This window comes from Nitrososphaera sp., assembly GCF_013388945.1.
Classification (GTDB): Archaea; Thermoproteota; Nitrososphaeria; order Nitrososphaerales; family Nitrososphaeraceae; genus Nitrososphaera.
The window spans coordinates 1-21113 of the sequence record NZ_JACAEH010000004.1; the positions used below are offsets into that span (position 1 = coordinate 1).

Annotated in this window: 25 protein-coding genes, 2 tRNA genes and 2 pseudogenes; 8 read left to right on the forward strand and 21 right to left on the reverse strand. The window is 54.4% G+C overall.

Annotated features, from left to right (window positions below):
* The 6 genes and pseudogenes from HXY31_RS12335 to HXY31_RS01530 all read right to left on the reverse strand — a co-directional run.
* A pseudogene (locus HXY31_RS12335) lies at positions 1 to 120 on the reverse strand (acetylaminoadipate kinase); the annotation flags it as partial.
* Positions 117 to 1169 carry an N-acetyl-gamma-glutamyl-phosphate reductase gene (gene argC / locus HXY31_RS01510; RefSeq protein WP_292638839.1) on the reverse strand — a complete coding sequence of 351 codons (1053 nt, stop codon included), beginning with the start codon at positions 1167 to 1169 and terminating at the stop codon, positions 117 to 119. The gene argC and the pseudogene HXY31_RS12335, both read right to left, overlap by 4 nt.
* A 118-nt stretch (positions 1170 to 1287) precedes the next feature.
* Complete coding sequence (locus tag HXY31_RS01515) at positions 1288 to 1812, reverse strand: nitroreductase family protein (protein ID WP_292638841.1); 525 nt, start codon at positions 1810 to 1812, stop codon at positions 1288 to 1290.
* Positions 1813 to 1868: 56 nt separating this feature from the next.
* A complete protein-coding gene (lysX, locus tag HXY31_RS01520) occupies positions 1869 to 2729 on the reverse strand; it encodes a lysine biosynthesis protein LysX (protein WP_292638844.1) in 861 nt (286 codons plus the stop codon).
* Positions 2729 to 2902: an alpha-aminoadipate/glutamate carrier protein LysW gene (locus HXY31_RS01525; RefSeq protein WP_292638846.1), complete on the reverse strand. Its 174-nt coding sequence runs from the start codon at positions 2900 to 2902 to the stop codon at positions 2729 to 2731. Before HXY31_RS01525 ends, lysX begins: the two co-directional genes overlap by 1 nt.
* Positions 2899 to 4116, reverse strand: coding sequence for an argininosuccinate synthase (locus tag HXY31_RS01530; RefSeq protein WP_292638848.1), 1218 nt, complete (start codon positions 4114 to 4116; stop codon positions 2899 to 2901). The genes HXY31_RS01525 and HXY31_RS01530 overlap by 4 nt, the downstream gene beginning before the upstream one ends.
* A 77-nt stretch (positions 4117 to 4193) precedes the next feature.
* On the opposite strand from HXY31_RS01530, the gene HXY31_RS01535 reads away from it, so the two are divergent.
* Both HXY31_RS01535 and HXY31_RS01540 read left to right on the forward strand, forming a co-directional pair.
* On the forward strand, positions 4194 to 4880 hold the full coding sequence (locus tag HXY31_RS01535) for an ACT domain-containing protein (protein ID WP_292638850.1): 687 nt from the start codon (positions 4194 to 4196) through the stop codon (positions 4878 to 4880).
* Positions 4881 to 4913: 33 nt separating this feature from the next.
* Complete coding sequence (locus HXY31_RS01540) at positions 4914 to 5822, forward strand: B12-binding domain-containing protein (protein ID WP_292638852.1); 909 nt, start codon at positions 4914 to 4916, stop codon at positions 5820 to 5822.
* Here the strand turns inward: HXY31_RS01540 and HXY31_RS01545 are convergent.
* From HXY31_RS01545 to HXY31_RS01560, 4 genes are all read right to left on the reverse strand, one after another.
* Positions 5819 to 6268: a hypothetical protein gene (locus tag HXY31_RS01545; protein ID WP_292638854.1), complete on the reverse strand. Its 450-nt coding sequence runs from the start codon at positions 6266 to 6268 to the stop codon at positions 5819 to 5821. The genes HXY31_RS01540 and HXY31_RS01545 overlap by 4 nt on opposite strands.
* Positions 6269 to 6337: 69 nt before the next feature.
* Positions 6338 to 7303 carry an MG2 domain-containing protein gene (locus tag HXY31_RS01550; protein ID WP_292638856.1) on the reverse strand — a complete coding sequence of 322 codons (966 nt, stop codon included), beginning with the start codon at positions 7301 to 7303 and terminating at the stop codon, positions 6338 to 6340.
* Between the two features lie 136 nt (positions 7304 to 7439).
* Positions 7440 to 7775 carry an FUN14 domain-containing protein gene (locus tag HXY31_RS01555; protein ID WP_292638857.1) on the reverse strand — a complete coding sequence of 112 codons (336 nt, stop codon included), beginning with the start codon at positions 7773 to 7775 and terminating at the stop codon, positions 7440 to 7442.
* A 78-nt stretch (positions 7776 to 7853) separates the two neighbouring features.
* A tRNA-Ile gene (locus HXY31_RS01560) sits at positions 7854 to 7927 on the reverse strand.
* A gap of 153 nt (positions 7928 to 8080) precedes the next feature.
* Between HXY31_RS01560 and HXY31_RS01565 the strand changes: the two genes are divergently transcribed.
* Both HXY31_RS01565 and HXY31_RS01570 read left to right on the forward strand, forming a co-directional pair.
* The gene (locus HXY31_RS01565) at positions 8081 to 8389 is read left to right on the forward strand and encodes a translation initiation factor eIF-1A (RefSeq protein WP_342816310.1); all 309 of its coding nucleotides are present in this window, start codon (positions 8081 to 8083) and stop codon (positions 8387 to 8389) included.
* Between the two features lie 36 nt (positions 8390 to 8425).
* Positions 8426 to 8519: transfer RNA gene (locus HXY31_RS01570), tRNA-Ala, on the forward strand.
* A 21-nt stretch (positions 8520 to 8540) separates the two neighbouring features.
* On the opposite strand, the gene HXY31_RS01575 is transcribed toward HXY31_RS01570, so the two are convergent.
* From HXY31_RS01575 to HXY31_RS01585, 3 genes and pseudogenes are all read right to left on the reverse strand, one after another.
* The gene (locus tag HXY31_RS01575) at positions 8541 to 8798 is read right to left on the reverse strand and encodes a hypothetical protein (RefSeq protein ID WP_292638863.1); all 258 of its coding nucleotides are present in this window, start codon (positions 8796 to 8798) and stop codon (positions 8541 to 8543) included.
* A complete protein-coding gene (locus HXY31_RS01580; protein ID WP_292638865.1) occupies positions 8788 to 8940 on the reverse strand; it encodes a hypothetical protein in 153 nt (50 codons plus the stop codon). Before HXY31_RS01580 ends, HXY31_RS01575 begins: the two co-directional genes overlap by 11 nt.
* Before the next feature lie 119 nt (positions 8941 to 9059).
* Positions 9060 to 9222, reverse strand: a pseudogene (locus HXY31_RS01585) (RNA-guided endonuclease TnpB family protein); the annotation flags it as partial.
* Between the two features lie 73 nt (positions 9223 to 9295).
* Here HXY31_RS01585 and rpl12p point away from each other — a divergent pair.
* The 4 genes from rpl12p to HXY31_RS01605 all read left to right on the forward strand — a co-directional run bounded on the left by rpl12p (position 9296) and on the right by HXY31_RS01605 (position 11671).
* On the forward strand, positions 9296 to 9601 hold the full coding sequence (gene rpl12p, locus HXY31_RS01590) for a 50S ribosomal protein P1 (protein WP_292638868.1): 306 nt from the start codon (positions 9296 to 9298) through the stop codon (positions 9599 to 9601).
* Between the two features lie 103 nt (positions 9602 to 9704).
* Entirely contained in the window at positions 9705 to 10928 is a 1224-nt protein-coding gene (locus tag HXY31_RS01595) for a hypothetical protein (RefSeq protein ID WP_292638872.1), read from the forward strand.
* Between the two features lie 87 nt (positions 10929 to 11015).
* Positions 11016 to 11261, forward strand: a complete 246-nt coding sequence (locus HXY31_RS01600; protein ID WP_292638874.1) for a hypothetical protein — start codon at positions 11016 to 11018, stop codon at positions 11259 to 11261.
* Positions 11258 to 11671, forward strand: coding sequence for a type II toxin-antitoxin system VapC family toxin (locus HXY31_RS01605; RefSeq protein WP_292638876.1), 414 nt, complete (start codon positions 11258 to 11260; stop codon positions 11669 to 11671). The genes HXY31_RS01600 and HXY31_RS01605 overlap by 4 nt, the downstream gene beginning before the upstream one ends.
* 49 nt (positions 11672 to 11720) lie before the next feature.
* Here HXY31_RS01605 and HXY31_RS01610 read toward each other — a convergent pair whose 3' ends face one another.
* The 8 genes from HXY31_RS01610 to HXY31_RS01645 form a co-directional block, all read right to left on the reverse strand.
* Positions 11721 to 12608, reverse strand: coding sequence for a 50S ribosomal protein L10 (locus HXY31_RS01610; protein WP_292638877.1), 888 nt, complete (start codon positions 12606 to 12608; stop codon positions 11721 to 11723).
* On the reverse strand, positions 12608 to 13273 hold the full coding sequence (locus HXY31_RS01615) for a 50S ribosomal protein L1 (protein WP_292638879.1): 666 nt from the start codon (positions 13271 to 13273) through the stop codon (positions 12608 to 12610). The genes HXY31_RS01610 and HXY31_RS01615 overlap by 1 nt, the downstream gene beginning before the upstream one ends.
* A gap of 12 nt (positions 13274 to 13285) precedes the next feature.
* Positions 13286 to 14326: a transposase gene (locus HXY31_RS01620; RefSeq protein WP_292638881.1), complete on the reverse strand. Its 1041-nt coding sequence runs from the start codon at positions 14324 to 14326 to the stop codon at positions 13286 to 13288.
* 499 nt (positions 14327 to 14825) lie between these two features.
* Positions 14826 to 15050 carry a type II toxin-antitoxin system HicB family antitoxin gene (locus HXY31_RS01625; protein WP_292638884.1) on the reverse strand — a complete coding sequence of 75 codons (225 nt, stop codon included), beginning with the start codon at positions 15048 to 15050 and terminating at the stop codon, positions 14826 to 14828.
* A 137-nt stretch (positions 15051 to 15187) separates the two neighbouring features.
* Entirely contained in the window at positions 15188 to 15577 is a 390-nt protein-coding gene (locus HXY31_RS01630) for a type II toxin-antitoxin system VapC family toxin (protein WP_292638887.1), read from the reverse strand.
* Positions 15577 to 15810, reverse strand: a complete 234-nt coding sequence (locus HXY31_RS01635) for an antitoxin VapB family protein (RefSeq protein WP_292638890.1) — start codon at positions 15808 to 15810, stop codon at positions 15577 to 15579. The genes HXY31_RS01630 and HXY31_RS01635 overlap by 1 nt, the downstream gene beginning before the upstream one ends.
* Before the next feature lie 53 nt (positions 15811 to 15863).
* Complete coding sequence (locus tag HXY31_RS01640; RefSeq protein ID WP_292638892.1) at positions 15864 to 16763, reverse strand: hypothetical protein; 900 nt, start codon at positions 16761 to 16763, stop codon at positions 15864 to 15866.
* Positions 16764 to 16849: 86 nt separating this feature from the next.
* Positions 16850 to 20944, reverse strand: coding sequence for a hypothetical protein (locus tag HXY31_RS01645; RefSeq protein WP_292638895.1), 4095 nt, complete (start codon positions 20942 to 20944; stop codon positions 16850 to 16852).
* Positions 20945 to 21113 lie beyond the last annotated feature (169 nt).

Genomic DNA, 21113 nt, shown 5'->3' on the forward strand with positions numbered 1-21113 from the left:
CTCCTTGCCGCCGCCGTGCACGAACACCAGCTGCTCTTTTTCTGCAATCGCCTTGATGTCGGCAAGCGTTGACGGGTGCAGCCCGTCAACGACGCTCCCGCCTATCTTTATGACTATCATACCGGGGTCAGCGGCGTGTACTTCAAGCCCTCTGTCTCCTCGTAGCCGAACATCACGTTCATGTTCTGTATCGCCGAGCCTGCGGCGCCCTTCATGAGGTTGTCAGACGCCGACAGCGCCACTATCCTCTGGTTGTCCTCGTCTATGTCAAAGCCCACGTCGCAAAAGTTCGAGCCGACGACGAACTTGGGGTCCGGGAACTTGTAGAGGCCCTTCTTGTCCCGAATCAGCCTGACAAACGGCTCGCCCTTGTACGAGTTGCGGTACATCTTCCAGAGTTCCAGCTCCTCTACCTTGCGCGTAAGGAACGTGTGGTTCGTGGTCAGGATTCCGCGGACGATGTTGACTGCGTGCGGGCTCATGCTGACCTTTATCTGCTTCTTGGCAATTATCGAAAGCTCCTGCTCTATCTCGCCCGTGTGCCTGTGCTTTGCAGGCTTGTAGGGCCTGATGACTCCGTAGCGCATGGCGTGGTGCGTGCCCGCGTTTGCCTTGGCGCCGGCTCCAGACGAGCCTATCTTGCTGTCGACCACGACGTGTTCGGTGTCTATGAGGTTGTTCTCTATGAGTGGCTTGAGCGCAAGGAGCGACGTCACTGCCATGCAGCCGGGGCACGAGACGAGCTGCGCCTTCTTTATCTCCTCGCGGTGGAGCTCCGGCACCCCAAACACGCTCTTTGAGAGCATGTCCGGGAAGGGGTGCTCCCACCCGTACCACTTGACATAGTCCTTCGGATTCTTCAGCCTAAAGTCGGCAGAAAGGTCGATTATCTTGACTCCCCTGTCGTAGAGATCCTTGACTATTTTGTTGGCTTTTCCGTGCGGCACGGAGGTGAACACCATGTCGCAGCTGTTGGCAAGCTTTTCCATGTCCATGGGCGAGAACGTCAGGTCGATGAACCCTTTCAGGCTCGGGTGCACCCTGTGCACGTACTCGCCTGCCTTCTGCCTCGACGTCACCATGTTTATTTCCACCTTGGGGTGGGTGACAAGAAGCCTCAAGAGCTCGCCGCCGACGTAGCCTGAAGCGCCAACTACTCCGACCTTCAATTACAAAGTTCCTCCATTGTCATGCTTGGTGAGAATCAAGCCTTGGAAATGCCAATTTATATTTTTTGGACATATTTGACCCGATAGAGGTCAATAATGACCGAAACTGGTCATCACGCTACTCTGCAACATGCAGCAGGTCTTGCGGACCCCTTGTGGTCTTGTCCTTGGGTTTTTCAGCAGGGTATCCTATCGGCAGTATTGCAACGGGCCTCTGGTCCGCGGGCAGTCTTGCTATCTCTGACACCTTTTGCTCGTTAAATGCGCCTACCCACACTGTCGCAAGCCCCATGGCCTGGACCGTAAGCTGTGTGTACGCTGCAGCTATGGTGGCGTCCTGCACCGAAAAAAGCTTGGATCTTTCCCCGTACTTGTAGCCCGAGCGCACGGGGTTGGCGCAGAACAGGAGCACCAGGGGTGCCTGCGAGATAAATTCCTGATCCATGGCCGCGCCCACAAGCTGCTCCTTCATATTTTTGCTGCTTATCTGGTACACCTCAAATGACTGGAACCCGCCCGACGACGGCGTCATGTCGCACACCTGCATTATTCTCTCAAGGACGGACTTGCCGACTGGCGTGTCCTTGAAAGCCCGGATGGACCTCCGCCCACGCACAACTTCAAAGAAGGACTTTTCTTTCATGACGCGATTTTGTGTCGCCGGCGCTTAAAAGCAAGACGCAGGCAGTGCATTGCAGTCTATTTTTTTGCTATTCCTACCGCATAGTCTATCATGGCGCCGGGAATGTCGTTTACAGAAACGCTTGCCGCGCCCCTGAATTCCACGGTGTTGTTCACTTCGTGAACGACAAGGCCGCGTGCCTTGTCCTCCATCAGGTCTACGCCCACTATGCCTCCGCCAACTGCTTTTGCGGCCCTCAACGCAAGGTCTTCAAGCTCCTTTGTCACCGGCGCAAGCTCGGCCTTGCCGCCCCTTGCGACGTTTGTGCGCCACTCGCCCTCGCCAGAATAACGGTAGATGGCAGTCACGACCTGCTCGCCCACCACAATGCAGCGCACGTCGCGTGGCGGCCTGTCTATCATCTCCTGGACATAATAGATCCTTGCAAGCGGGCTGTCGTTTTCCTCCCTCATCTCGACTATCATGTTTGCAGTCTCCTCATCGCGCAGCGGAAACACGCCCCTGCCCCATGAGCCTACAATCGGCTTTAGCACAAGCGGCAGGCCGGTCTTGCGTATCATCTCTATGGCAGTCTCTGCAGAAAACGCAAGCTGGGTCTTTGGCGTCGGTATGTTGTTCTTTGCCAGCGCAAGCGACGTGACAAGCTTGTTTCCGCAAATCTCGGCTGTTGAAAACGTGTTGATGACCGGGAAGTCAAGAAATTCCAAGCAGGCCGTCAGGTAGAGCCCCCGGTAATGGCTCACGCTCCTCTGCATTATCACGTCGCCTAAAGAAAAGTCGCTTTTCTTGCTCTCCGTGCTGACGGTGATGCCCTTGGCATCGACCATCTGCGCCTTGACGCCCTTTTCGAGCGCCTTGTCGTAGAGCGCCTTTTCCTCGAAGCGCACCTTGTCGTAGATTATGCAGACCTCGGCCATTACTGTCCCCAGTCTTCGCCCACTGTTTCTGCCGGCTTCAGCTCCACCTTGTCCGCGGCCTTGGTGGCTATCTCAAAGTCGCCTCCGCAGTCCGGGCAGGTGACTATCTCTCCCACCACAGCGTCTTCGGGGATGCTGATGTCGGCTCCACATTCTTGGCATTCTTTTTTCATTTTTTGTTGCCTCCTTTTTGCTGCTGTTTCTTGCTGGCCGCGTCTGCAACCGAGTTTGCGGTTATCGATTGCAGTCCCCACAGCTCAACAAATCCCTTTGCCAAACTCTGGTCAAAGGTCGACCCGGCCGCATACGTCGCCAGGTCGTTCTTGTACAGGGAATAGCGCGACTTGCGTCCAACGACGCGAAGTGATCCACGCTGCATCTTCAGTCGCACGGTACCGCTAACGCGGTTTTGCGTCGCGTCTATAAACCTATCCAAGTCTGAACGCAGCGGGTCCTGCCACAATCCTGCATAGGCAAGCCACGCCCACTGCTCGTCAACCATCTTCTTGAAAGCAAGCTCGTGCTTTGTCAGGACCATCTTTTCAAGGTCCTTGTGCGCCTCTATGATGGCAAGTGCTGCCGGCGCCTCGTACACCTCGCGTGATTTTATCCCGACCACGCGGTCCTCGATGTGGTCGACGATCCCGACGCCGTGCGCGCCGGCCTTGTCGTTAACGTACCGTATCAAATCAATAATGGGCATGCGCTTGCCGTCGGCGGCCACCGGCGCGCCGTTTTCAAACTCGATTTCAAGGTATCCTGCCTTGTCGTTTTTGAAGTTTATGAACTGGAACGCCTCTTCTGGAGGCTCAAAGTCAGGGTCCTCTATGTCGCCACCTTCAACCGCCCTGCCCCAGAGGTTCAGGTCGATGCTGTACTTTTTTGCCTCCGTGCTTATCGGGATGTTCTGCTCCTTGGCGTATTTTATCTCGACGTCGCGTGTAAGATTCATGTCGCGGATAGGCGCGATTATCTTCAAGGCAGGGTTGAGCGCGCGCATGGTCACGTCAAAGCGTATCTGGTCGTTGCCCTTGCCGGTGCAGCCGTGCGCTATGGCTGTTGCGCCCTCCTTCTCTGCCACCTCTACTGTCTTTGCCGCTATGAGAGGGCGCGCAAGGGCTGTCGCTAGCGGGTACTTGTTCTGGTACAGGCCGTTTGCCTTGATGCTTGGGATGACGTAGTCGCGGGCAAACTCTTCCTTTGCGTCGACGTAGACGTGCTTGATGGCGCCTATCGCCTTTGACCTGCGCTCTATTTCTGCAAAGTCGTCATCCTGGCCGCAGTCAACGGTTGCCGTGATGACGTCCATCTTGTGGAGCTTTTGCAGGTAGCGTATGCACACCGACGTGTCAAGCCCGCCGGAGTACGCGAGGACAACCTTTGCCATCTGACATGCGTTGCGTTTCAAGCACTACATTTATATTTTTTGGTCAGGAATGACCTAAATCAAGGTGGTATTGACCGATGTCGGTCAGCGAGAAATCCATAACAAACGCGGTCAAGGAAGTCGTCAACAACGACCTGTCGTTCCAGGACTCGCTCCAGCGCGACTACTGCAACATCAGCGCGCTTGCAAGGATAATCAAGCCCCAGATAGACCAGATGCTCGGCAAGAACACGAGCGTCGAGAGCATCGTGACTGCGCTGAAAAGGTCAAGGCGCGACTATGACGTGCCAGAGAGGCCGATTGCGGCCATCCTGGCAGGGAGCACCGTCAGCGTCAAGACAGATGTTGCAAAGCTGTCGGCCGCAAAGAGCAAGAGGAACATCGAAAAGATAGCCAGATCGCTGACCCAGAACGTCGACAACTACATCAGCGTGTCTGAAAGCATCATGTCAATCACGCTCATCTTTGACGACGCGCTCTTGGACGACGTCAAGGCGATGTTTGGACAGCACGACATACTTGAAGTGGAAGACGACCTTGCAGCAATCATAGTGCACAGCCCGGAGGAGATAATCAAGACCCCCGGCTGCGCAATCGCGTTTTACAACCAGCTTGCGCGCAGGCACATCAACATAGAGGACACCGTCAGCGTCTACACGGACACCATCATGCTCGTGAGGATGGACCAGGTAGGCAAGGCGTTTAACGCCCTCACGGACCTGATATCGGGCTCGAGAAAGCTCCCGAAAAAGAAGCACCGGTAAGGGTTTTTATCGTGCAAGGCCGAAGCTGGACTGATGTACCGGCGCTACACGCTTGACGAGGTCAAGCGCAAGATCGTCGACGCCCTGCAGAACGCCGGGACCGGGCTTTCCGGGATAGAGCTTGCCGACAAGACAGGCCTGAACCGCATGACCATTACCAAATACCTGGACGTCATGCACGCAATAGGCCTTGTGAAAAAGAAAAAGGTCGGCACAGTCAACGTGTGGTTTCTGGAAACAGGCGTCGCCGACATCGAGTTTCCTGTCAACTACAACCAGGTGCAGCAAAAGATGCTCGACTTTGCGCTTGCCGGCGAGGAGGAGCAGGCGCGCCGGCTGCTCGTGAGCGTGCTTAACTCAAACGTGGACCAGGTCAAGGTGCTGACAGACGTTATACTGCCGGCTGCAAAGACGGTCAGCGAGCTGTACAGCAGGGGCAGGATAGGCAAGACCGAGCGCATACACCTGTCAGAAGTGCTTGCCGAGCTTGTGGACCTTGTCAAGTTCAATGCCCGGCCTGCGGAGCCCAAGATGAACGCCCACGTCATCTGCGTGGCCGGCACGGACGACATGGTCCACCTTGCAAAAAGCGCCGCAGTCGCGTTCCAGGTGCTCGGGTGGGACTCGCAGTACGTCGGCAGCATCGAACAGGACATGGACCCGTTTTTCGATATAGACTTTCAGCGCTACCTCTCGCGGGTCTGGGGCAACAGGCGCGGGCTCTTGCTGGTCTGCATCCTCTCTTCAGGCGAGGGGCCCATGAGGCTGCTGGCCTCGACCACGAGGTCCATGAAGGGCAGGCTCAAGGGCGAGCTGCGCCTCGCAATAGTCGCCACGCCTGAGCTCCAGCAGGCCGGCGAGGAGGGGGCAGACCTGGTCGTGACAGACCTCCAGCAGGTCATCGACTGGGCCGAGCGCCAGTACGTGTCTGTCGCCAGTTAGAACGACGGGAAGGGCGTTATCGGCGGCACGTCGGGCACCAGCGCCTGCAGCGCGACTGTCACTATTGCCCCGATTATCACAAACACTATTGTCGCAAGGAGAGCTATCGCAAGTGCCCTGAGCCAGCCCGTGTCAAAGCCTGCCTTGAACACGCCTAACCAGGCGACAAACGCCAGTATGAAAGAGACTGCAGCGACGAAGAACCGCTCGCCGAGAGCCACAGAGAGCGCAAAGCTAGAGATGAAAAACACAATGGCATAGATTGCCGGCCCCACTGCCGTGACGAGCATCGCCCGGGTGAACCTGGCCTTTCCAAGCGTCAGGATCTTTGCCGCTATCCAGACCGGTACAGACACCGCTATCCAGAGTATGAGGAGCCCTGCAAGAAGGGCGATTACCACAAGCCCGAGGTCTGCGGCTCCTTGCAGCAGCGTCTGTTCAAGCAACACCATGTCTATTCTCTGTCAGGATTTAAGCCCTATCGGACACTTTTCTAGAAAAGAAAAAAGAGGGGGCTACGACCAGAGCCCAAAGCGCCCGGTCGCCCTGCCTACTGCCACGATGCCAACCACCGAAGCCACGCCTGCAGCCATTATCAGGGCAGCCAGCGGGAACTCGGGGACAACCGTCGTGCCAGTCACTTCAACTGTGTGCTCGCTGTGGTGGTAGTTTATCTCAAACGTCGCATCCGTCTGGGTCTGTGACTTTAGGATGACGTCGTTTGATTCCGCCGTCACAAGCTGGCCGTCGATAAGCACGGTCATCTCGCCGCTCAGCATGGCCTTTGGTATCGTCACCTCGGCCGCGCCTGTTGTGCCTGTCTGGCCCTCGACTGTGAACGAGAGTCTCTTTGCCTCCTCGTTCAGCGTGACCTCGCTCACGTTAGAGTTGCTCGTGATGTCCACCGAGAACTGCTCGCCGCCAGAGGCCTCCACGTCAAAGGAGGCCGAGCTTCCGACCACAAACTCTGCCGAGGCTTCCAGCTTGGCTATGACGTCCGCGCTGAGCAGGCCCAGGACGCTTGCGCTCACCTCGATCTTCGAGTCGGCGCTGTATTCGCCTTCCTGGGCGCTTGCAGGCAGCGTTATCGTCGCAGAGTAGTTGCCGCTGCTGTCAACCGTCGCATTCTGCGTTGCGACCACCTGGCCGCTTGCGTTTTTGACGTTGACGCTGACAGTGTCTGACTGGGTCTCTTCTCTCATCTCTGACGACATCGAGCCTTCTATCCTCACCGTGTCGCCGGGCTTGTAGAGGTGGTATTCCGACTGCACCGTGAACGAGCTGTCCGCATCAGCCTGGATCTTGGGGTACGATGTGCTGTACATTGTCTGGATTTGTCCGGTGGCAGAAGCCGATCCTGACGACTGCGCGGCAGCCGTCTGCAGCGCCGGCAGAAACGCCGTTGCTGCAAGCAGCGCGGCTATCACGGGGAGCGCCACGGCTGCCTTTGGAACATGCCTTGCCTTGTCACCGTTGTTCATGCAGTACGGCAAAGCGACATGATATAAAACATGTATGACATACCGTTATAGAATGTCGTTCTACTGCGCATGAGGAATTTTCCTGCCTGCAGGATGCTCTTGATGCTATTTCCGGGACAGGCAACCTGCGCGCAGGTCAGCCCTTCATGAAGCCAAAGACAAACGCGGCTGCAAAGCTTCCTGTGAGGGGGATGCCGATGTTTGCAAGCGCCGAGAATGTCTGGTCGGCCGCGCTCGGTATCGTGCCTGTCGCGTTCTGGATTCCTTGCAGCGCGCCTTCAGAGGTTGCGGTGAATCTGTCCCAGTTTATAGTTATGATCTGCTGCTGCCACAGGTATCCAAGTGCTGCAAAGAACAGGCCGATTATCACCAGCATGAGCTTCATCACCTTCTTTATCGCGTAGCCTATCAGAAAGCCGGCGACGCCTCCAAACCCTACCGACGCAAGCATTGAAGTCGGGTCAAAGCTCACGGCGGTACTTGGCAGGCAGGTTGATTTATACTTGATAGAGGAATTGTCTACCTTGCAGGATTAACAATTGTTGACGTATGGGCCGTAAGGGATTTGAACCCTCGACCTTTCGATTATCAGTCGAACGCTCCACCAAGCTGAGCTAACGGCCCGTTCATGCAATCTATTCCGGCGTTATTTAATTGTGTAGCACCGGGTGCTGCCGGCCTGCGACCGGGCAGTCCGTGAGGCAGGTACAGGGTGTCCAGATGGCAACACCGGTACACTTTTAACCCCATAGGTCCGCATAACCTTTGGGACCTGAAATAGGCAAGAAAAAGGTACTTTCCGAGTCAGCGCTCAAGGAGATGGTCATACCGCAGGAGGGCGAGCTTTTGGGCAGGGTGATAAAGCTCGTCGGCGGCGACAACATCATAGTCAAGTGCACTGACGGCAAGGTGCGCACCTGCAGGATCCGCGGCAAGATAAAGCGCAGGATGTGGATCCGCGACAACGACCTGGTTCTCATTGCCCCTTGGGACTTTCAGTCAGACCGCGCCGACATCATCTGGCGCTACATCTCGGCCCACGCAGAAAAGATGAAGGCCGACGGGCTTCTCCAGGGTCTCGACTGATACTTTAAATTATCATTGTTCTGGCTAGTTGGTTGTGGGCTGGTAGTTTAGTCCGGTAGAATACCTGCCTTGCATGCCGGTAAGGCAGAGGACACGTAGGTGGTCGTGGGTTCAAATCCCACCCAGTCCACTACATTTTAAAAAATGAGGGTCAGGCCTCTTTTTCCTTCTTTATGTTCAGCTCTGTCTCTTCTTCCACCTTCAGCGAGAGCTTGTACCACTTGCCGCCTATCTTGAAGCTGTACGCAGAGCTGTTGACGGCGTTGGTTCCCGAATATGCTGGGGTAAGCTTTTCCATGAGCCTGCCCCTCAGCTTCTCGACCTGATATTCCGCTATCAGGAGGTTGCCTACAATGTTCTCTAGCTCCGTGTCGCGGCGATCTATCTCCTGCCTCTTTCTAGTCTGCATTTTCTATGTACAGCCTGTTCCCTATCGTGTAGTGCACTTCCTCGATGTACCGCACGGTGTCAGTCACAGGAGTCGAGAGGTTTCCACCGCACACTGGCACCCCTTCTGTTGTTTCTTCTTCAATGAGTACCGTGTTGCTCATTGCAACTATTACGCAGAATTACCTAATAGGCCTTTATGCAAGAATTGCAAGTGTTGATGAATCGCCCTCTGGGCGGGCGGTAAAGGCTGTCGCTGGCAGAGTCCGCCGTTAGATTCAAGTCAACTACCCATCAAAGCGCGGATTTCCTGCTTCAGTGATTCCGTATTAAATCTCTACAGGCGTGACTTCCCCATGTTGCACGGGTAGTTGCAGAAGCTTCAATCCCTCCTGCAGGATATTGAGAGCAGCGTTGTAGTCTCTATCGAGTACTGTGCCACATCTGCGGAGGTGGTTGACTAACGACTATAATTTCTCGGAAAGTTCAAATATGGTGCAAGTCGGAAAGCAGACTGCAATGGAATACGTATACGCTGCTTTGCTTCTGCACAAGCTAAAGCAGAATATCAGTGAAGATAATGTCAAGAATGTGGTCAAAGCCGCAGGCGTAAGCCCCGACGACGTGAGGGTAAAAGCCCTCGTCGCCGCGCTCTCCGAGGTAAACATCGAAGAGGCACTCAAGGCAGCGCCGGTGGCAGTCGCAGCGGCGGCCCCAGCAGCAGGCGCAGCGCCTTCAGGCGGAGCGGCTCCGGCAAAGGAAGAGAAGAAGGACGAGAAGAAAGAGGAAGAAGCCCTCGAGGGACTCTCCTCTCTGTTCGGTTAAGCCTTCCCCCTCTTTTCCCTTTTCACGTTCTTGCCATCTCTAGTTTTTACCTCTAGGTAATCTTTCCACACTGCTTTTTAGCGCTTGCCAGGCAGTCTTGCACATGAACAGTAGGGTGTTGGCCATTGCGCTTGCAGCCGTGCTGATCCTGGCCGCCGTGCCTTTGGGCGCCTCGGTCTGGGCCGACGACGACAAGGAACGCAAGGCAAAAGACAAGATAGCGATAAAAGAGAACAAGCAGGCAAGGTTCGACGACGATGAAGATGAGCGAGCAAGCGCGTCGCTTGGAAGCCTCAAGGCGACCGGCAAGGGCATTGTTGTGGTAAAGAGCCCCGGCAGCGTCAAGACTTCAGACGCAACAGTCGACCTTTCAGGGACGGTGCTCAAGGACGCCGGCAAGAACGCCAAGGTGTCTGTGAACGGCACCGTCGCGTACGGAGGCGAGCAGTGGAAGGTGCGCGCAGAGGGGAAGGTGAAGGCCCAGAGCCAGTCTGACCTGGGCAGGTTCCAGCTGCACGGCAAGCTGTTCAAGGACGACGAGCGGGGCCAGATGAATTTCAGGCTCAACGCCATACTGCTCCCGGCGCAGGACGAGAACACGTGGAAGTTCGTCGGCGAGTCGCCGGTGATAGTGGGCAGGCACGCAAGGATATACGCGCTTACAGGTGAGCTTGACCTTGACAGGACGCAGCCCGCGCCGCAGCCGGCCCCGGGCGACCTTGACCACTTTGTGATAACTCCAATAGGCAACCAGGTGGCAGGGACCGAGTTCACGTTCAAGGTGACCGCCGTCGACGATGACGGCGACGTCAAGACCAACTATAACGGCACGGTCACGATAAGCACCAACGCCGGGACGTCTGCAAGCGGCCAGGCGCCCACCGTTACGCAGTCGTCCTACACGTTCACCGCAAGCGACGCCGGCCAGCACGTGTTTGCGGCAAAGATGTTCAAGGCCGAGGGCAACGTGACTTTGACTGTCGCCGGCTCTGGCAAGACTGCGACCAGCAACGCGTTTGAGGTCAAGCCCGCGGCCGTGTCAAGCGTGGCAATCTCGCCTGCCGGTGCGACCTTGAACGCCGGAGCTTCGGCGACGTTTAACGCGGCTGCCAAGGACGCGTACGGCAATTCCATAACGGGCGCCGCCTACGTCTGGGCGCTTGGCACGCCTTCGCTTGGAACGCTTGCCGTATCGTCTGACACTGCAAGCGTGCTGTTCACGGCAGCAGGGGTGAGCGCCGCGTCTTCAAGCGCGCTGAGCGTTATTGCCACGCACGGCGGGGCAAGCGCGTCCAGCTCTGTGACTGTGACGGTGAATCCGGCGTAAAGCCGGCCTCCATTTTTATTATAACGGTATTACCAAATGGTCTACCAATTAGTAGACTTTATATCAGACAACGGCGCGATGTACTGCGTGAAAGGCGACAACACAGCGGTTGTGTCGGTCAAGGTTCCAAAGCGTATCAAAGAAAAGATGCGTTCGATAGACGTACAGTGGAGTGAAGTGCTGAGAAAGGCTATAGAAGCCAAGATAAAGGAACAGGAGAGGAAGCAAGCAGTGACGAGCTTTCTTGAATTCAGGAGCAAAAGCAAGGTGCCAAAGAACAAGACGCCCTACACTTCAGAAGTCCTGGTTAGAGAAACCAGGGAAGAAAGATGAAGTACACTATTGATGCCAGCGTACTTGTCAAGGCGGTAGTGGATGAAGAACATTCCGAAAAAGCACTAAAGATTATTTCAGAACAAAAGGCAGTCCTCTACGCGCCAAACATCCTGTTCAGCGAAGTCGGGAGCGTGCTATACAAGATGAGCAGGAGAGGCATCATAGAAAGGAGCTATGCTATTAAGGCTTACGAGAATCTTGTGAAATTGCCGATAGAAATTCAGGCTGAGGATTTGAGCCTGTTTCCCAGTGTCCTTGATATGTCGCTAAAGCTCGGGCTGCATTTTTACGATTGTCTGTACATACAAACGGCCAGAAAGACAGGCTCGATGCTGCTTTCATCCGACCGGAAGCTCCTTGACATAGCCAGCAAAGAGTGTACCGTAAAGAGCCTGCAAGATATTTGACCGAGAGCTAAGCGCGAGTCGGCATATTACGCATGTGATTTATCCAAAGTTACTGGGCGGTGTAGCCCTTCTTCTTTGCCTCGCCAGCGACTGCCTGGGCCTTTGACTGCGCCCTTGGCAATACAAGGTCTGCAGTCTCGGCGGTGAGGTAGCCAGACTCGGCTGCAAGCGACCTTGCCTGCTGGTGAGCCTTGGCAAGCATCGGCTTGACGGTCTCTGGAGTCGCGTAGCCTGCCTCTGTGGCAAGCGCAAGCGCCTGCTGGAACGACCTGACAAGCTCGTTTCTGTATTCTGCCAGGTCTATCCTGAGGTCCGCCTCCTTGAAGAGAAGGCCCTCTGCTATTGCGAGGTTGACTGAAATGCCTGCCTCTATCGGCTTGATGTTGAGCTTGCTCATGAGCGACGCAAGCTGCTGGGATATCACGTCGCCCGGCTTTGCAACCACCGTGTCCTTGTTGACCCAGATGGTGCCCTGGTCTATCTTTGTCTGCACGTTTGCGACCTTGAACTCGGACAGCACGGGGCCCGGGGCGATGCCGGTGTTGCCTGCCGGGATGACTATCTCCTTTGTCGCAATGTCGCCACCCTTTGCGGCCAGCATTATCTTGTTCTGGCCAAATATCAGGTTGAGCTTGAACGGGCTGATGTTGGTGAACATGAGAGCGCACTGGCCCTCGAGGGCCTTGCTCATGTTCTCGAGCCCTGCCACGCCCTGCACCTTCTCAAACGCCCGCCTTGCGACCTGGTTCTTGACTATCCTTATCTTGATGTCGTCGCGGAACTTTTTGCGCAGGAGCATCAGCTGCGACGCGCGCACTTTTGTCATCTTGGAGAGCGCAATCACGTTGTACGACTTTGGCAGCTCCTGCAGCTCCTGGTACATCAGGCGCTTCTTCTTCGGGTAGCCCTTGCGGTGCACAACCACTGCTGTCGACATTATTGCTCCTTCTCCTTCTTGAGCGCCGTAAGCTTGGCCTTCTTGCCCATCGTGAACTTGACGTGCGCGTTGCGGATGTTCTTGTCGCCCTGCGGGAGTTTCTTCTCTACCGCCGCCACGACGGCGCTTGCGTTCTCTGCAAGCTGGTCGTCTGAAAGCTTTTCGTCGCCTATCTTGACTGAGACGTTGAGCTGGCTCTTTGCCTTGACCCTCGCCGAGCCGCGGAACCTGCCAGCGATGTTCTCTATCGGGGCGCCGTAGGGGACCGGAGTCGGCATCTTGCCCTTTGGCCCGAGGAACTGCCCGAGAGACCTGCCGACTGCCGCCATCTGGTTGGTGTCTGACAGGAAAAAGTCGTGAGCCCTGACCATCTTGCGCGCCTCGCGCTTGTTAGTGCCGAGCCTGTCAAGCTCCTGCGGGTCCATGACGTGCTCGACGCCGGCGTTCTTTGCCCTGAGCGCCATGTCGCCAGAGCCCACCACGCATATCGTGGGGAGCCTGCTCGGCTTGTGCGGCAGGACCACCACCTCGTTGAGGTTGAAACCCTTCTTTACGTCTATATCCTTCAATACAAGTGTCAATTCGGCAGACTGGTTAAAGTTGCGCTTGCCGGCCCCTTCCCGGGCCATCTTTACCAGCTCCTTCAGTTGGCTGTCGCTGACCATTTTATATAGGCATCAGGGGAACAAGCCACTTTTAATCTTTGTTCTGTCGAGTCCGTTTGGGCAGTTTGCAACTGCTTTAACGGTCAACTGACTCGGCTTCGTTGCATCGACTCTGAGGATTACTGGAAGATATTCCTCCAGATTCCCCCTCATTGCTTCATGTGCAACGCCTTTTGAATGGGCGAACATCATCCACCCTTTAAGAGACTGGTTCATTGCCGCCACTACATCACGGTCTAGCCATCTCTTGCATGAAAGACACCATAGCTGCCTGCGATGGAGTTTATCATCGCGCTTTGCCCCTTGGAGTCTCTCCCCGCATTGAGGACAAAGTGTAGATGTATGCTGGGTGTCTTTAACTGACAACTGTATAACAGGTATACCTAACCATTTAGCTTTGTATTCGATTTGCCTCTTGATCTCTCCAAAAGGCCAGGCATTTAGTCGTCGACGATAATCTCTTCCCTGGCCATTGCCACGGCGATACATTCTGCGTATGTTTGTAATGTTTTCAAATACTATGGCTTGTTCCTTAACAAGAGATCTATCCATAATGTTTTTTGATACGTTGTGAAGGATGTGGTTAATTCTGTTCTTTCTCCTCTTTCCATACTTTGAAACCAACTTTCTGCGAATACGATTATCGTTTCTCCTGAAGGATTTTACCACGTCATTAGTGGATTCTGCAATTTCAGCAGCTTGAGACAAGTCGTATTGTACTATTTCTTTGAAATTGCCGTATGTCACATTGCGGAGGTTTCTGTCAATCCCTGCAGCACTTGTGCAATTCGTCTCACCAACAGCTTTTGAGTACGATATGCTAACTGTAGTAGGAGTAAGTGTGAAAGAGCGGATATTTAGATCCGGGTCAGACGACAGTACATGTTGAGTATACTTGTTCAGAGGGATCTCAAAGCACTCCCTTTTCGCAACCGGAACCCCAAGCGTGTTGTTTGATACCTTGAAACCGTAGCATGAAATCAGCTGAGGTTTTAAGGTGTATGGACTTTTAGTCCGAACGCCCCTTTTCAGAGACTTCTTTCTAGCAGACAAAATTCCTGCTGCTCTGGAGATTGCAGAGCTTGTAATAGTTAAGCATGTCATACTTTGCGAGTTGTTTATGGGCTAATTGCGACAGCTTTTTCATGTTAGAAGTATCGTTTTCTAATCCAATACGTATGCACTCGTTGACCATCTGACGAAAGATATCGAGCATCTTCAAGATTCTTCCGTCAGGTTCGTAGTGTTGTTTCACGGACTTGATAGCTGACACACACTCGGATTTGGTCGTGGAAGCTTTGTGCACGGTCATGCAGCCACGCCAATACAGGTATTTAATGACAGCAGTACTCTTGGGAGAGGGGGTGTATGCAGTTCAAGTAGCAGTTGGGTAGAACAAGTCTTTAGGATTTGCTTCTCACTTGAAAAGGCGTAACAAGGCAGGAAATCGCATAGATGAGACCGGTTTAAGGTGTATTCTGAAATGCGGTCAATACGGACATCACGAGGTTGCTCTACAGTGCAACCGTGTCTCTGCAAAACCTTAAGAACATCACGCCAGCTGTGGTTTCGAAGGGACATCTTTTGTTGCTTTAAGGACCAACTGGATGGCTTCCTTCATATTCTTTTTCAATTCATCCATTGTCCTGCCGGCAGTGATTGCTGCAGGTAGTTCCACGCACTTTCCAGAATAGGCGTACTTTTCCTTTTTGTCATGATGGACTCGCGCGGTGTACGTCTTTTTGCCTACCTTGACTGGAATCAGTGCGTCTACCACGATCATCTATCACTTGTATCCTGACAGATTTATGGATTTGGGTTGCTGCATTGGCATCACTTGAACGACGCCAGGATGCGGGCAAAGAGCGAGATCTGAAGCCGTTGCTGAACACTTGTGATGACTGGCTTCCAGCTTTACCATCCGTCTACCGTAAGCCCGGGTACCCTTTCAAAGTGCTTGGCATTTCTGGTAATCAGGGTTTGCTTGTTTGCCAAGGCAATGCTGGCGATGAATAGGTCGAGCTCGCCTATTGAATTTGACTTTAATCTTTCTGATAGCTCGCCCCACAGCATGGCAGAGTCATAATTTAGATCGAGTATCTGGAATCTCGCCAGGTCGTCCTTTACATTCGCAAGCGCTCGCGTCTTGTTTTTTGCCCGGTTGGCACCATGGTATAACTCGGCCACCGTTATAGCGGTGGTAAGGACGTTCTCGCCATTCGCTTCGAATTCCTGCAGTTTCTCTAACGCTTTCTGATTCTTCCTACCCAAGTCGATGAGAAAATCGGTGTCAACACAAACCATCAGAGCTCGACCTTTCTGGTCTTGAAGTTCTTGCGCAGTTCGCGACTCGCCGCTTCTATTGCGTCCGCCAAGTCAGGGTTGGTTTCCCTTTCAAGAAAATAGGCACGGATAGTGGCTGGGTTGCCCTTTCCGAATTTGCGGAGTATCACATCTGAAAAGGACTCGCCTTCCTTCTTTTCGGCTTTGAGCGCCTTGTAAGCTTCATCCGAGATGGTGATCGTGGTGCTAGGCATATTCCCAAATAATACATGCACTTACATGCACTTAAATCTTTTTGGAACCGTAGCTATTTGAAAGACGCCCGGATGCGGGCAAACAAGGATATCTGCAGCGCTATGATGATTGAGATGAGTGCAAGTATCGGGATTATGAGCGAGTTTATCTGGCCCGACGCCTGCTGGAGGTCTGCCACCTCCTGCCTTATCGTCGACGTGGCGTTCACCATGGCCGACTTGGTCTCGTTCAGCTCCCGGCTCGTGTCAGCCAGCTCTACCTTCAGCGTGTTTATCGACTCCTGCACCTGGCCTATGCTGCTGCCGCTTGACACAACCTTGGAGTCGTGCGCCAAATAGCCCCTGTGGAAAGCCACCGCGTGTATGATGTACGAGCCCTCTTCGGCCAGCTTGACGTCAGAGTAGTAGATGCCTTCGTGGAGCTTGTTGAACTTGCCGGCGAGGTTTATCGTAGTGTTGCCGGAGTGTATGTGCGATGATGCGAGAAACTCTGCAGGGTCGGCGTTTACAAGCGCGCCGTCAAACGTGACCTGCACGAATATCCGAAACGTCCTGCCCACCGATATCTCTGTGGGCGAGTCGAGCTTGACCGCCAGGACGTGCTGCGGAGGCGTCGACCCCAGCACCGACTCTCTGTCGGTAAAGGTCACCTGCAGGGCGGCCTTGTCCTCCGGGAATCTGGACGAGCTGACCTCGATGGTATAGGTGCCAAAGGTAAAGTTCCTAGTCGGCTCGGGCCACTGCATGAGCTGTGTTGTAAACGAGCCGTTGATGTCGGCGTATATCGTGTCCACCTTGGCGGTCCTGCCTGCAGGATCGATTATCTTGACAAAGAGCGCGTCTGAAGAGCTGACCTTGCCGTACAGGACCAGCGTGTCTCCGGGTATGAAGAAGGACTGGTTGACTTTGACGATGAAGCGCTGGGAAGTCTGCGCAAAAGAATCAACCGGCACGGAAATTATCAGTATTGCGACTAAAAGGCCGATAACGGTTATCTTGAACATAAAAAAGGAAAAGAGAGGGGGAGTTAGGTTCCCACCTAACTCACTGTGACGTCTTGTGTTACGACTTCAGACAGGATCTGTGGGTTGTCGAGGCTCGACAGCACGAATACCCTGATCTGGTAGTCACCAGACGCAGATGGTACCCAAGAGCTGCCTATACCGCTTGTACCGCCCGCAGCTATCGTAGCTGTCACGAGGCTGTTCTGCACGGTAAAGCCGTCGGCGTCCCTCACTTCAATGAGTGCGGTTACAGTCCTGGCTATCGGGTCGTTGTTCTTGATGTTGGTGTTGATGAACACCTGGCCGCCTGCAGAGATCTCGGAGATCTGGCCGCCGGTGATGTCTGTGAATGCTGGTGCGCTTGGTGTTGTTGTTTCTGTGCTTGCAGAGAGACCCATTGTTGTCGTGACGCGGAACTTCTGTGTTGATCCTGCCAGCGTGCCGTTCTGGTCGAACTTCTGCCTGAAGGCTGCCGGGAACGCGTCCTCGTACTCAATGGTGACTATGTCGCCATTGCCTACCTGGAGTGCGCCTGTCGAGAATGTGCTCGACGTCTGGATCTGTGCCACGAATATTCCGGATGTGTTGCTGGTCTCTATCGCCTGGACGTTTGTCAGGCCGACTGCATCTGTTGTCGATGTTGCGCGTATGGTGAGTATGTCTGCTGTGTCTGGATCCCTGTTGGCGTCTGGGTCGTTGATAGTCAGCATGATCGGGTCACCGATCGAGTAACTCTCCTTGTCGAAGGTCATCGTCGGGTCGACGCTGACTACGTTGATGGTCCTTGTGACCGTTGTCCTCTGGCCTGCTGAGCCGCTCTCGTCCTCATACCTGATGGAGACGATGTCGCCCGGCAGTGCGTTGATGGTCACGTCATTGGCTGGACCTGGTGTCGGAGCACCTGCTGCCTGCGCCGGGTTCAGTCTGACCTTGCCTTCAAAGACTCCAGTGTTGGGACCTGTCTCGTCTACGTTGAGGTCTGCCCTGCTTGCCGCGCCCCTGTCAGACACTGCAGTTACCCTGCCTGCGACAGTCTGCTTGGCTGCTGGGTTGGTGTTCAGGTCGCTGTCGGTGATAGTCACGAGGATCTGTGTTCCTGGGCCTACAATCTCTGGCGAGACAACCATGCCACCAGTTGACGAGGTTGTCCTGAGTGTCAGGTCAATCTGGGTCTGGGTGCTTGTTGCTGCTGGCCATGCTGCAGAGCCGGGGATGCTTGGTGTCAGGTCGTAGTAGCGCAGCCTAAAGTCAGTGTCTGCCTGAACTTGGAGCACTACGCCGCCCACAGTCGATGTACCGATGGTCAGTGACTTGCTGAATATGCCTGTGTTCACACCTGTCTCGTCGAGTGCCTGTGCCCTGTTCTGTATTGTGCCTGTGGCATCAGTCCACCTGAGACCGACGGTTACCTGTTCTGCTATTGTAGCGTCCCTGTTGCCGTCTTCATCCCTTACGGTGATGGTGATGCTCTGGCCGTTGGCAATGATTGTTGTGTTGGTCGAGAGGATTGCGTTCCTTGCGGTGAAGCCTACGCTGACAGTGTCGGCATCATCGTTGGTGCCAAACGTGTTGTCCTGTCCTGCGTATTCAAGCTTCATCTTGGAGCCGATCCACTGTGCCGGTGTGTCGTTTGGCAGGAAGTTCACCTGTATCACGCCAGTGAACACGCCTGTGTCAAAGCCTGTTTCCTTGATTGCAGTGCTCACCTGGATGTTTCCGTTTCCTGCGAACGCGTTGCCGTTCGAGTCAAGGAAGGTGATCCTGAGCTTGTTGTTCAAGGTTAAGCCTGCCGGCGGGACTGCTGTCGCTCCCGTGCCTGCGATCAGTGTGTCTTCTGCAAGTGAGTTGTTGTTTGCGCCTGCGTCAACGATGGTCACGCTTACGAGCTGGTTGCCGAGGTTGGCAAATGCAGGACCTACGTTCAGGCCGCTGTCAGCTACTGCTGCAAGACCGCCGTTCCTTGGAACACCGATTGTCTGTCTGTCGACGCTCAGTGTTGGCTTTGTCAGGCCGATTGTGACGCTTGCGGTTGTTTCTGGCCTTACTGCAAGGTTCTGGTCAAGCTGCGACCTTACTGCGAACTGGACCGAGTCGCCGTCGATGAACGCGAATCCACCGCCGACTGCTGCAGTCAGCTGCTGCAGGTTGACAGATGCCATGAAGGTGCTCGAGTCAGTGCCGTTTTCTGTGAAGGTCACGGAGAACGGTGACGTCAGCTGCCTTTCAGCACCAGAGAACCTGATCCTAAGGTCGAATGGGCTCTGCAGAGCGCCTGGGAGGTTGACTGCTGTGTATGCAGTTGTCGCACCACCAGCAAAGTTGACAGTGTATGATTCCTGTGCTGAAGAATCATCGTTTATGTCTGGGTCAACCAGCATAAGGCCGACTACTGAGGACTTGGATGCTGTTGTCCTGTCTGCTGTGAGTGCCGCAGGTGTGTCTGTCAGCTGGAATGTGAGCTTGGAGCTTACGCCGCCAAGGTCGATTCCGTCAAGGTCGATTGATACCTGGTTCTCGGTAACGCCGCCTACTGCAGCAGCAGTAATGGCGTTGTCTAGATTAAGGTCGAACCTGACGGTTGATTCGTTGATTGCTGTTCCAGCTGCGGGTGTTTGTCCAATAGCGCCGTTTCCGGTGATGTCTATTGTGAGTGCAGTGTTCTCATTGAGTGCAAGCCCGTTGACTGTGTCAGAGAAGTCGCCGTCGCCGTTGATGTCCACTCTGATGTTGGCTTCGATGATGCCGTTGACTGTGTCAAGGATGTCGCCGTCGCCGTTCAGGTCAACCCTGACGGAGCTTTCGACTACTGTTGCTACTGGGTTGTCAGTGAAGTCGCCGTCGCCGTTCCAGTCAACTCTGACAGCGTTTGTCGCTGCTTCGTTGAATGCTGCCCTCAGGTAGTAGACATCAAGGTATTCCACTGTGATGTCGTTGCCCTGTGTTACGCCAAGGATACCCTGGCCTGCGACTGTCGCGCTGCCGAATGTCAGGTCGATGTCGTCGCCTGCATAGTCTGGGATCAGCTGGTTGCTGTTCAGGCCGTTTTCTGTAAGGTCGAACAGTGTTGTTACACCGCCAGTTGTGATCCTAAGTGCGCCGACTTGGCCCTGTGTGGTGCGCGAGTTGGTGTTCCTGTCAAGGTCGGTTACCATGAGCGGGAGTTCGCTTGCGAATGACTGTCCACTGAGTGTGTTGAAGATACCCCTCTGGCTCTGGACCGTGTATGATGCAGTGCCAGTTGCGAGTATGCCCGCCGCAATGCCATAGTTGGTCGATGTTACTGCTGGGTTGATGACTGCGCCGCCGCCTGCCGGGTCGTTGAACGCCTTGTAGTCGTTCACAACGAGCGACCTGCTGACAGAGTCCTGTCCAACTGCGAGTGTTCCAGCGGTAAGTGCGAGCGAGGTTAGCTCGAACACGGCTGTGTTCGGACCTGTTTCAGTGAATGTTGCTGCTGCAAGACCTGCAGAGTCACCAGCGTTGGTGAGTATGACGTTGCCTGCAAGCTCAGTAACCACGTTGGCTGCTGTCGGGTCGAGGTTAGCGTCCTGGTCCTTGAAGGTGGTGATTATGTTTCCACCGGGGCCGTATGCCGACCTGTCGATCGAGATTGTTGCAGTGCTATCGTCCCATGTCATTGTCTTTGTCACGCCGCTTGCAGATACCTGGACTGAAGCGCCTTCAACGATGTTGGCTGCGTTCACTGCCAGTTCTGCATTCACGTTGTTACCTGCTGTTGCACCATAGTTGGCGCCTACACCAGCCGGACCAATGTGAAGACGTGTGAATGTTGTAGCGGAGAATGGAGTTGCTGGTGTCAATGGTTCATTTGCTTCGGCCGCGTTATTGTCCACCTTGATGTACAAGAGGAACAAACCGCTGGTCGTACCAGTCTCAAGGAGCTGGTATGTGTTGGAAGCGCCAAAGGCGTTTACCGTGACCGGGAGCTGTCCCTGTGCTGTGTCAGATGCGTGCGATGATACGCTGATGAGTACTTCAGCCCACGCTGGACCGAAGAACTTGTTGCCATGGATGTCTGTGCTTGTTGTTATAGTCGTAGTGCCCTGTGCGTTGGCACTAGGTGCCAGTGGCAGAAGAGCGATGGTGCCAAGCAAAAGTATGGCAGCCAATGCTATCGAGCCTACTGACCGTTTGCTAAGGCTATTCTTACCGTCCATTTAGCTTAGGTGCCGTAACTAACAGTTAGTATATAAAACTTATGAACAATTCGTTCACAGACTCTCATTTACGCACAGAACTGCATCAATAATGCTTAATTCTTGCATTGCTTTGTTGAAG

Bases quoted from the DNA above. Each gene is read 5' to 3' on its own strand.
- HXY31_RS01515 (WP_292638841.1), bottom strand. From the start codon at position 1,812: ATGAAAGAAAAGTCCTTCTTTGAAGTTGTGCGTGGGCGGAGGTCCATC.
- lysX (WP_292638844.1), bottom strand. From the start codon at position 2,729: ATGGCCGAGGTCTGCATAATCTACGACAAGGTGCGCTTCGAGGAAAAG.
- HXY31_RS01525 (WP_292638846.1), bottom strand. From the start codon at position 2,902: ATGAAAAAAGAATGCCAAGAATGTGGAGCCGACATCAGCATCCCCGAA.
- HXY31_RS01530 (WP_292638848.1), bottom strand. From the start codon at position 4,116: ATGGCAAAGGTTGTCCTCGCGTACTCCGGCGGGCTTGACACGTCGGTG.
- HXY31_RS01535 (WP_292638850.1), top strand. From the start codon at position 4,194: ATGTCGGTCAGCGAGAAATCCATAACAAACGCGGTCAAGGAAGTCGTC.
- HXY31_RS01540 (WP_292638852.1), top strand. From the start codon at position 4,914: ATGTACCGGCGCTACACGCTTGACGAGGTCAAGCGCAAGATCGTCGAC.
- HXY31_RS01550 (WP_292638856.1), bottom strand. From the start codon at position 7,303: ATGAACAACGGTGACAAGGCAAGGCATGTTCCAAAGGCAGCCGTGGCG.
- HXY31_RS01575 (WP_292638863.1), bottom strand. From the start codon at position 8,798: ATGCAGACTAGAAAGAGGCAGGAGATAGATCGCCGCGACACGGAGCTA.
- HXY31_RS01580 (WP_292638865.1), bottom strand. From the start codon at position 8,940: ATGAGCAACACGGTACTCATTGAAGAAGAAACAACAGAAGGGGTGCCA.
- rpl12p (WP_292638868.1), top strand. From the start codon at position 9,296: ATGGAATACGTATACGCTGCTTTGCTTCTGCACAAGCTAAAGCAGAAT.
- HXY31_RS01595 (WP_292638872.1), top strand. From the start codon at position 9,705: ATGAACAGTAGGGTGTTGGCCATTGCGCTTGCAGCCGTGCTGATCCTG.
- HXY31_RS01605 (WP_292638876.1), top strand. From the start codon at position 11,258: ATGAAGTACACTATTGATGCCAGCGTACTTGTCAAGGCGGTAGTGGAT.
- HXY31_RS01610 (WP_292638877.1), bottom strand. From the start codon at position 12,608: ATGTCGACAGCAGTGGTTGTGCACCGCAAGGGCTACCCGAAGAAGAAG.
- HXY31_RS01615 (WP_292638879.1), bottom strand. From the start codon at position 13,273: ATGGTCAGCGACAGCCAACTGAAGGAGCTGGTAAAGATGGCCCGGGAA.
- HXY31_RS01630 (WP_292638887.1), bottom strand. From the start codon at position 15,577: ATGGTTTGTGTTGACACCGATTTTCTCATCGACTTGGGTAGGAAGAAT.
- HXY31_RS01635 (WP_292638890.1), bottom strand. From the start codon at position 15,810: ATGCCTAGCACCACGATCACCATCTCGGATGAAGCTTACAAGGCGCTC.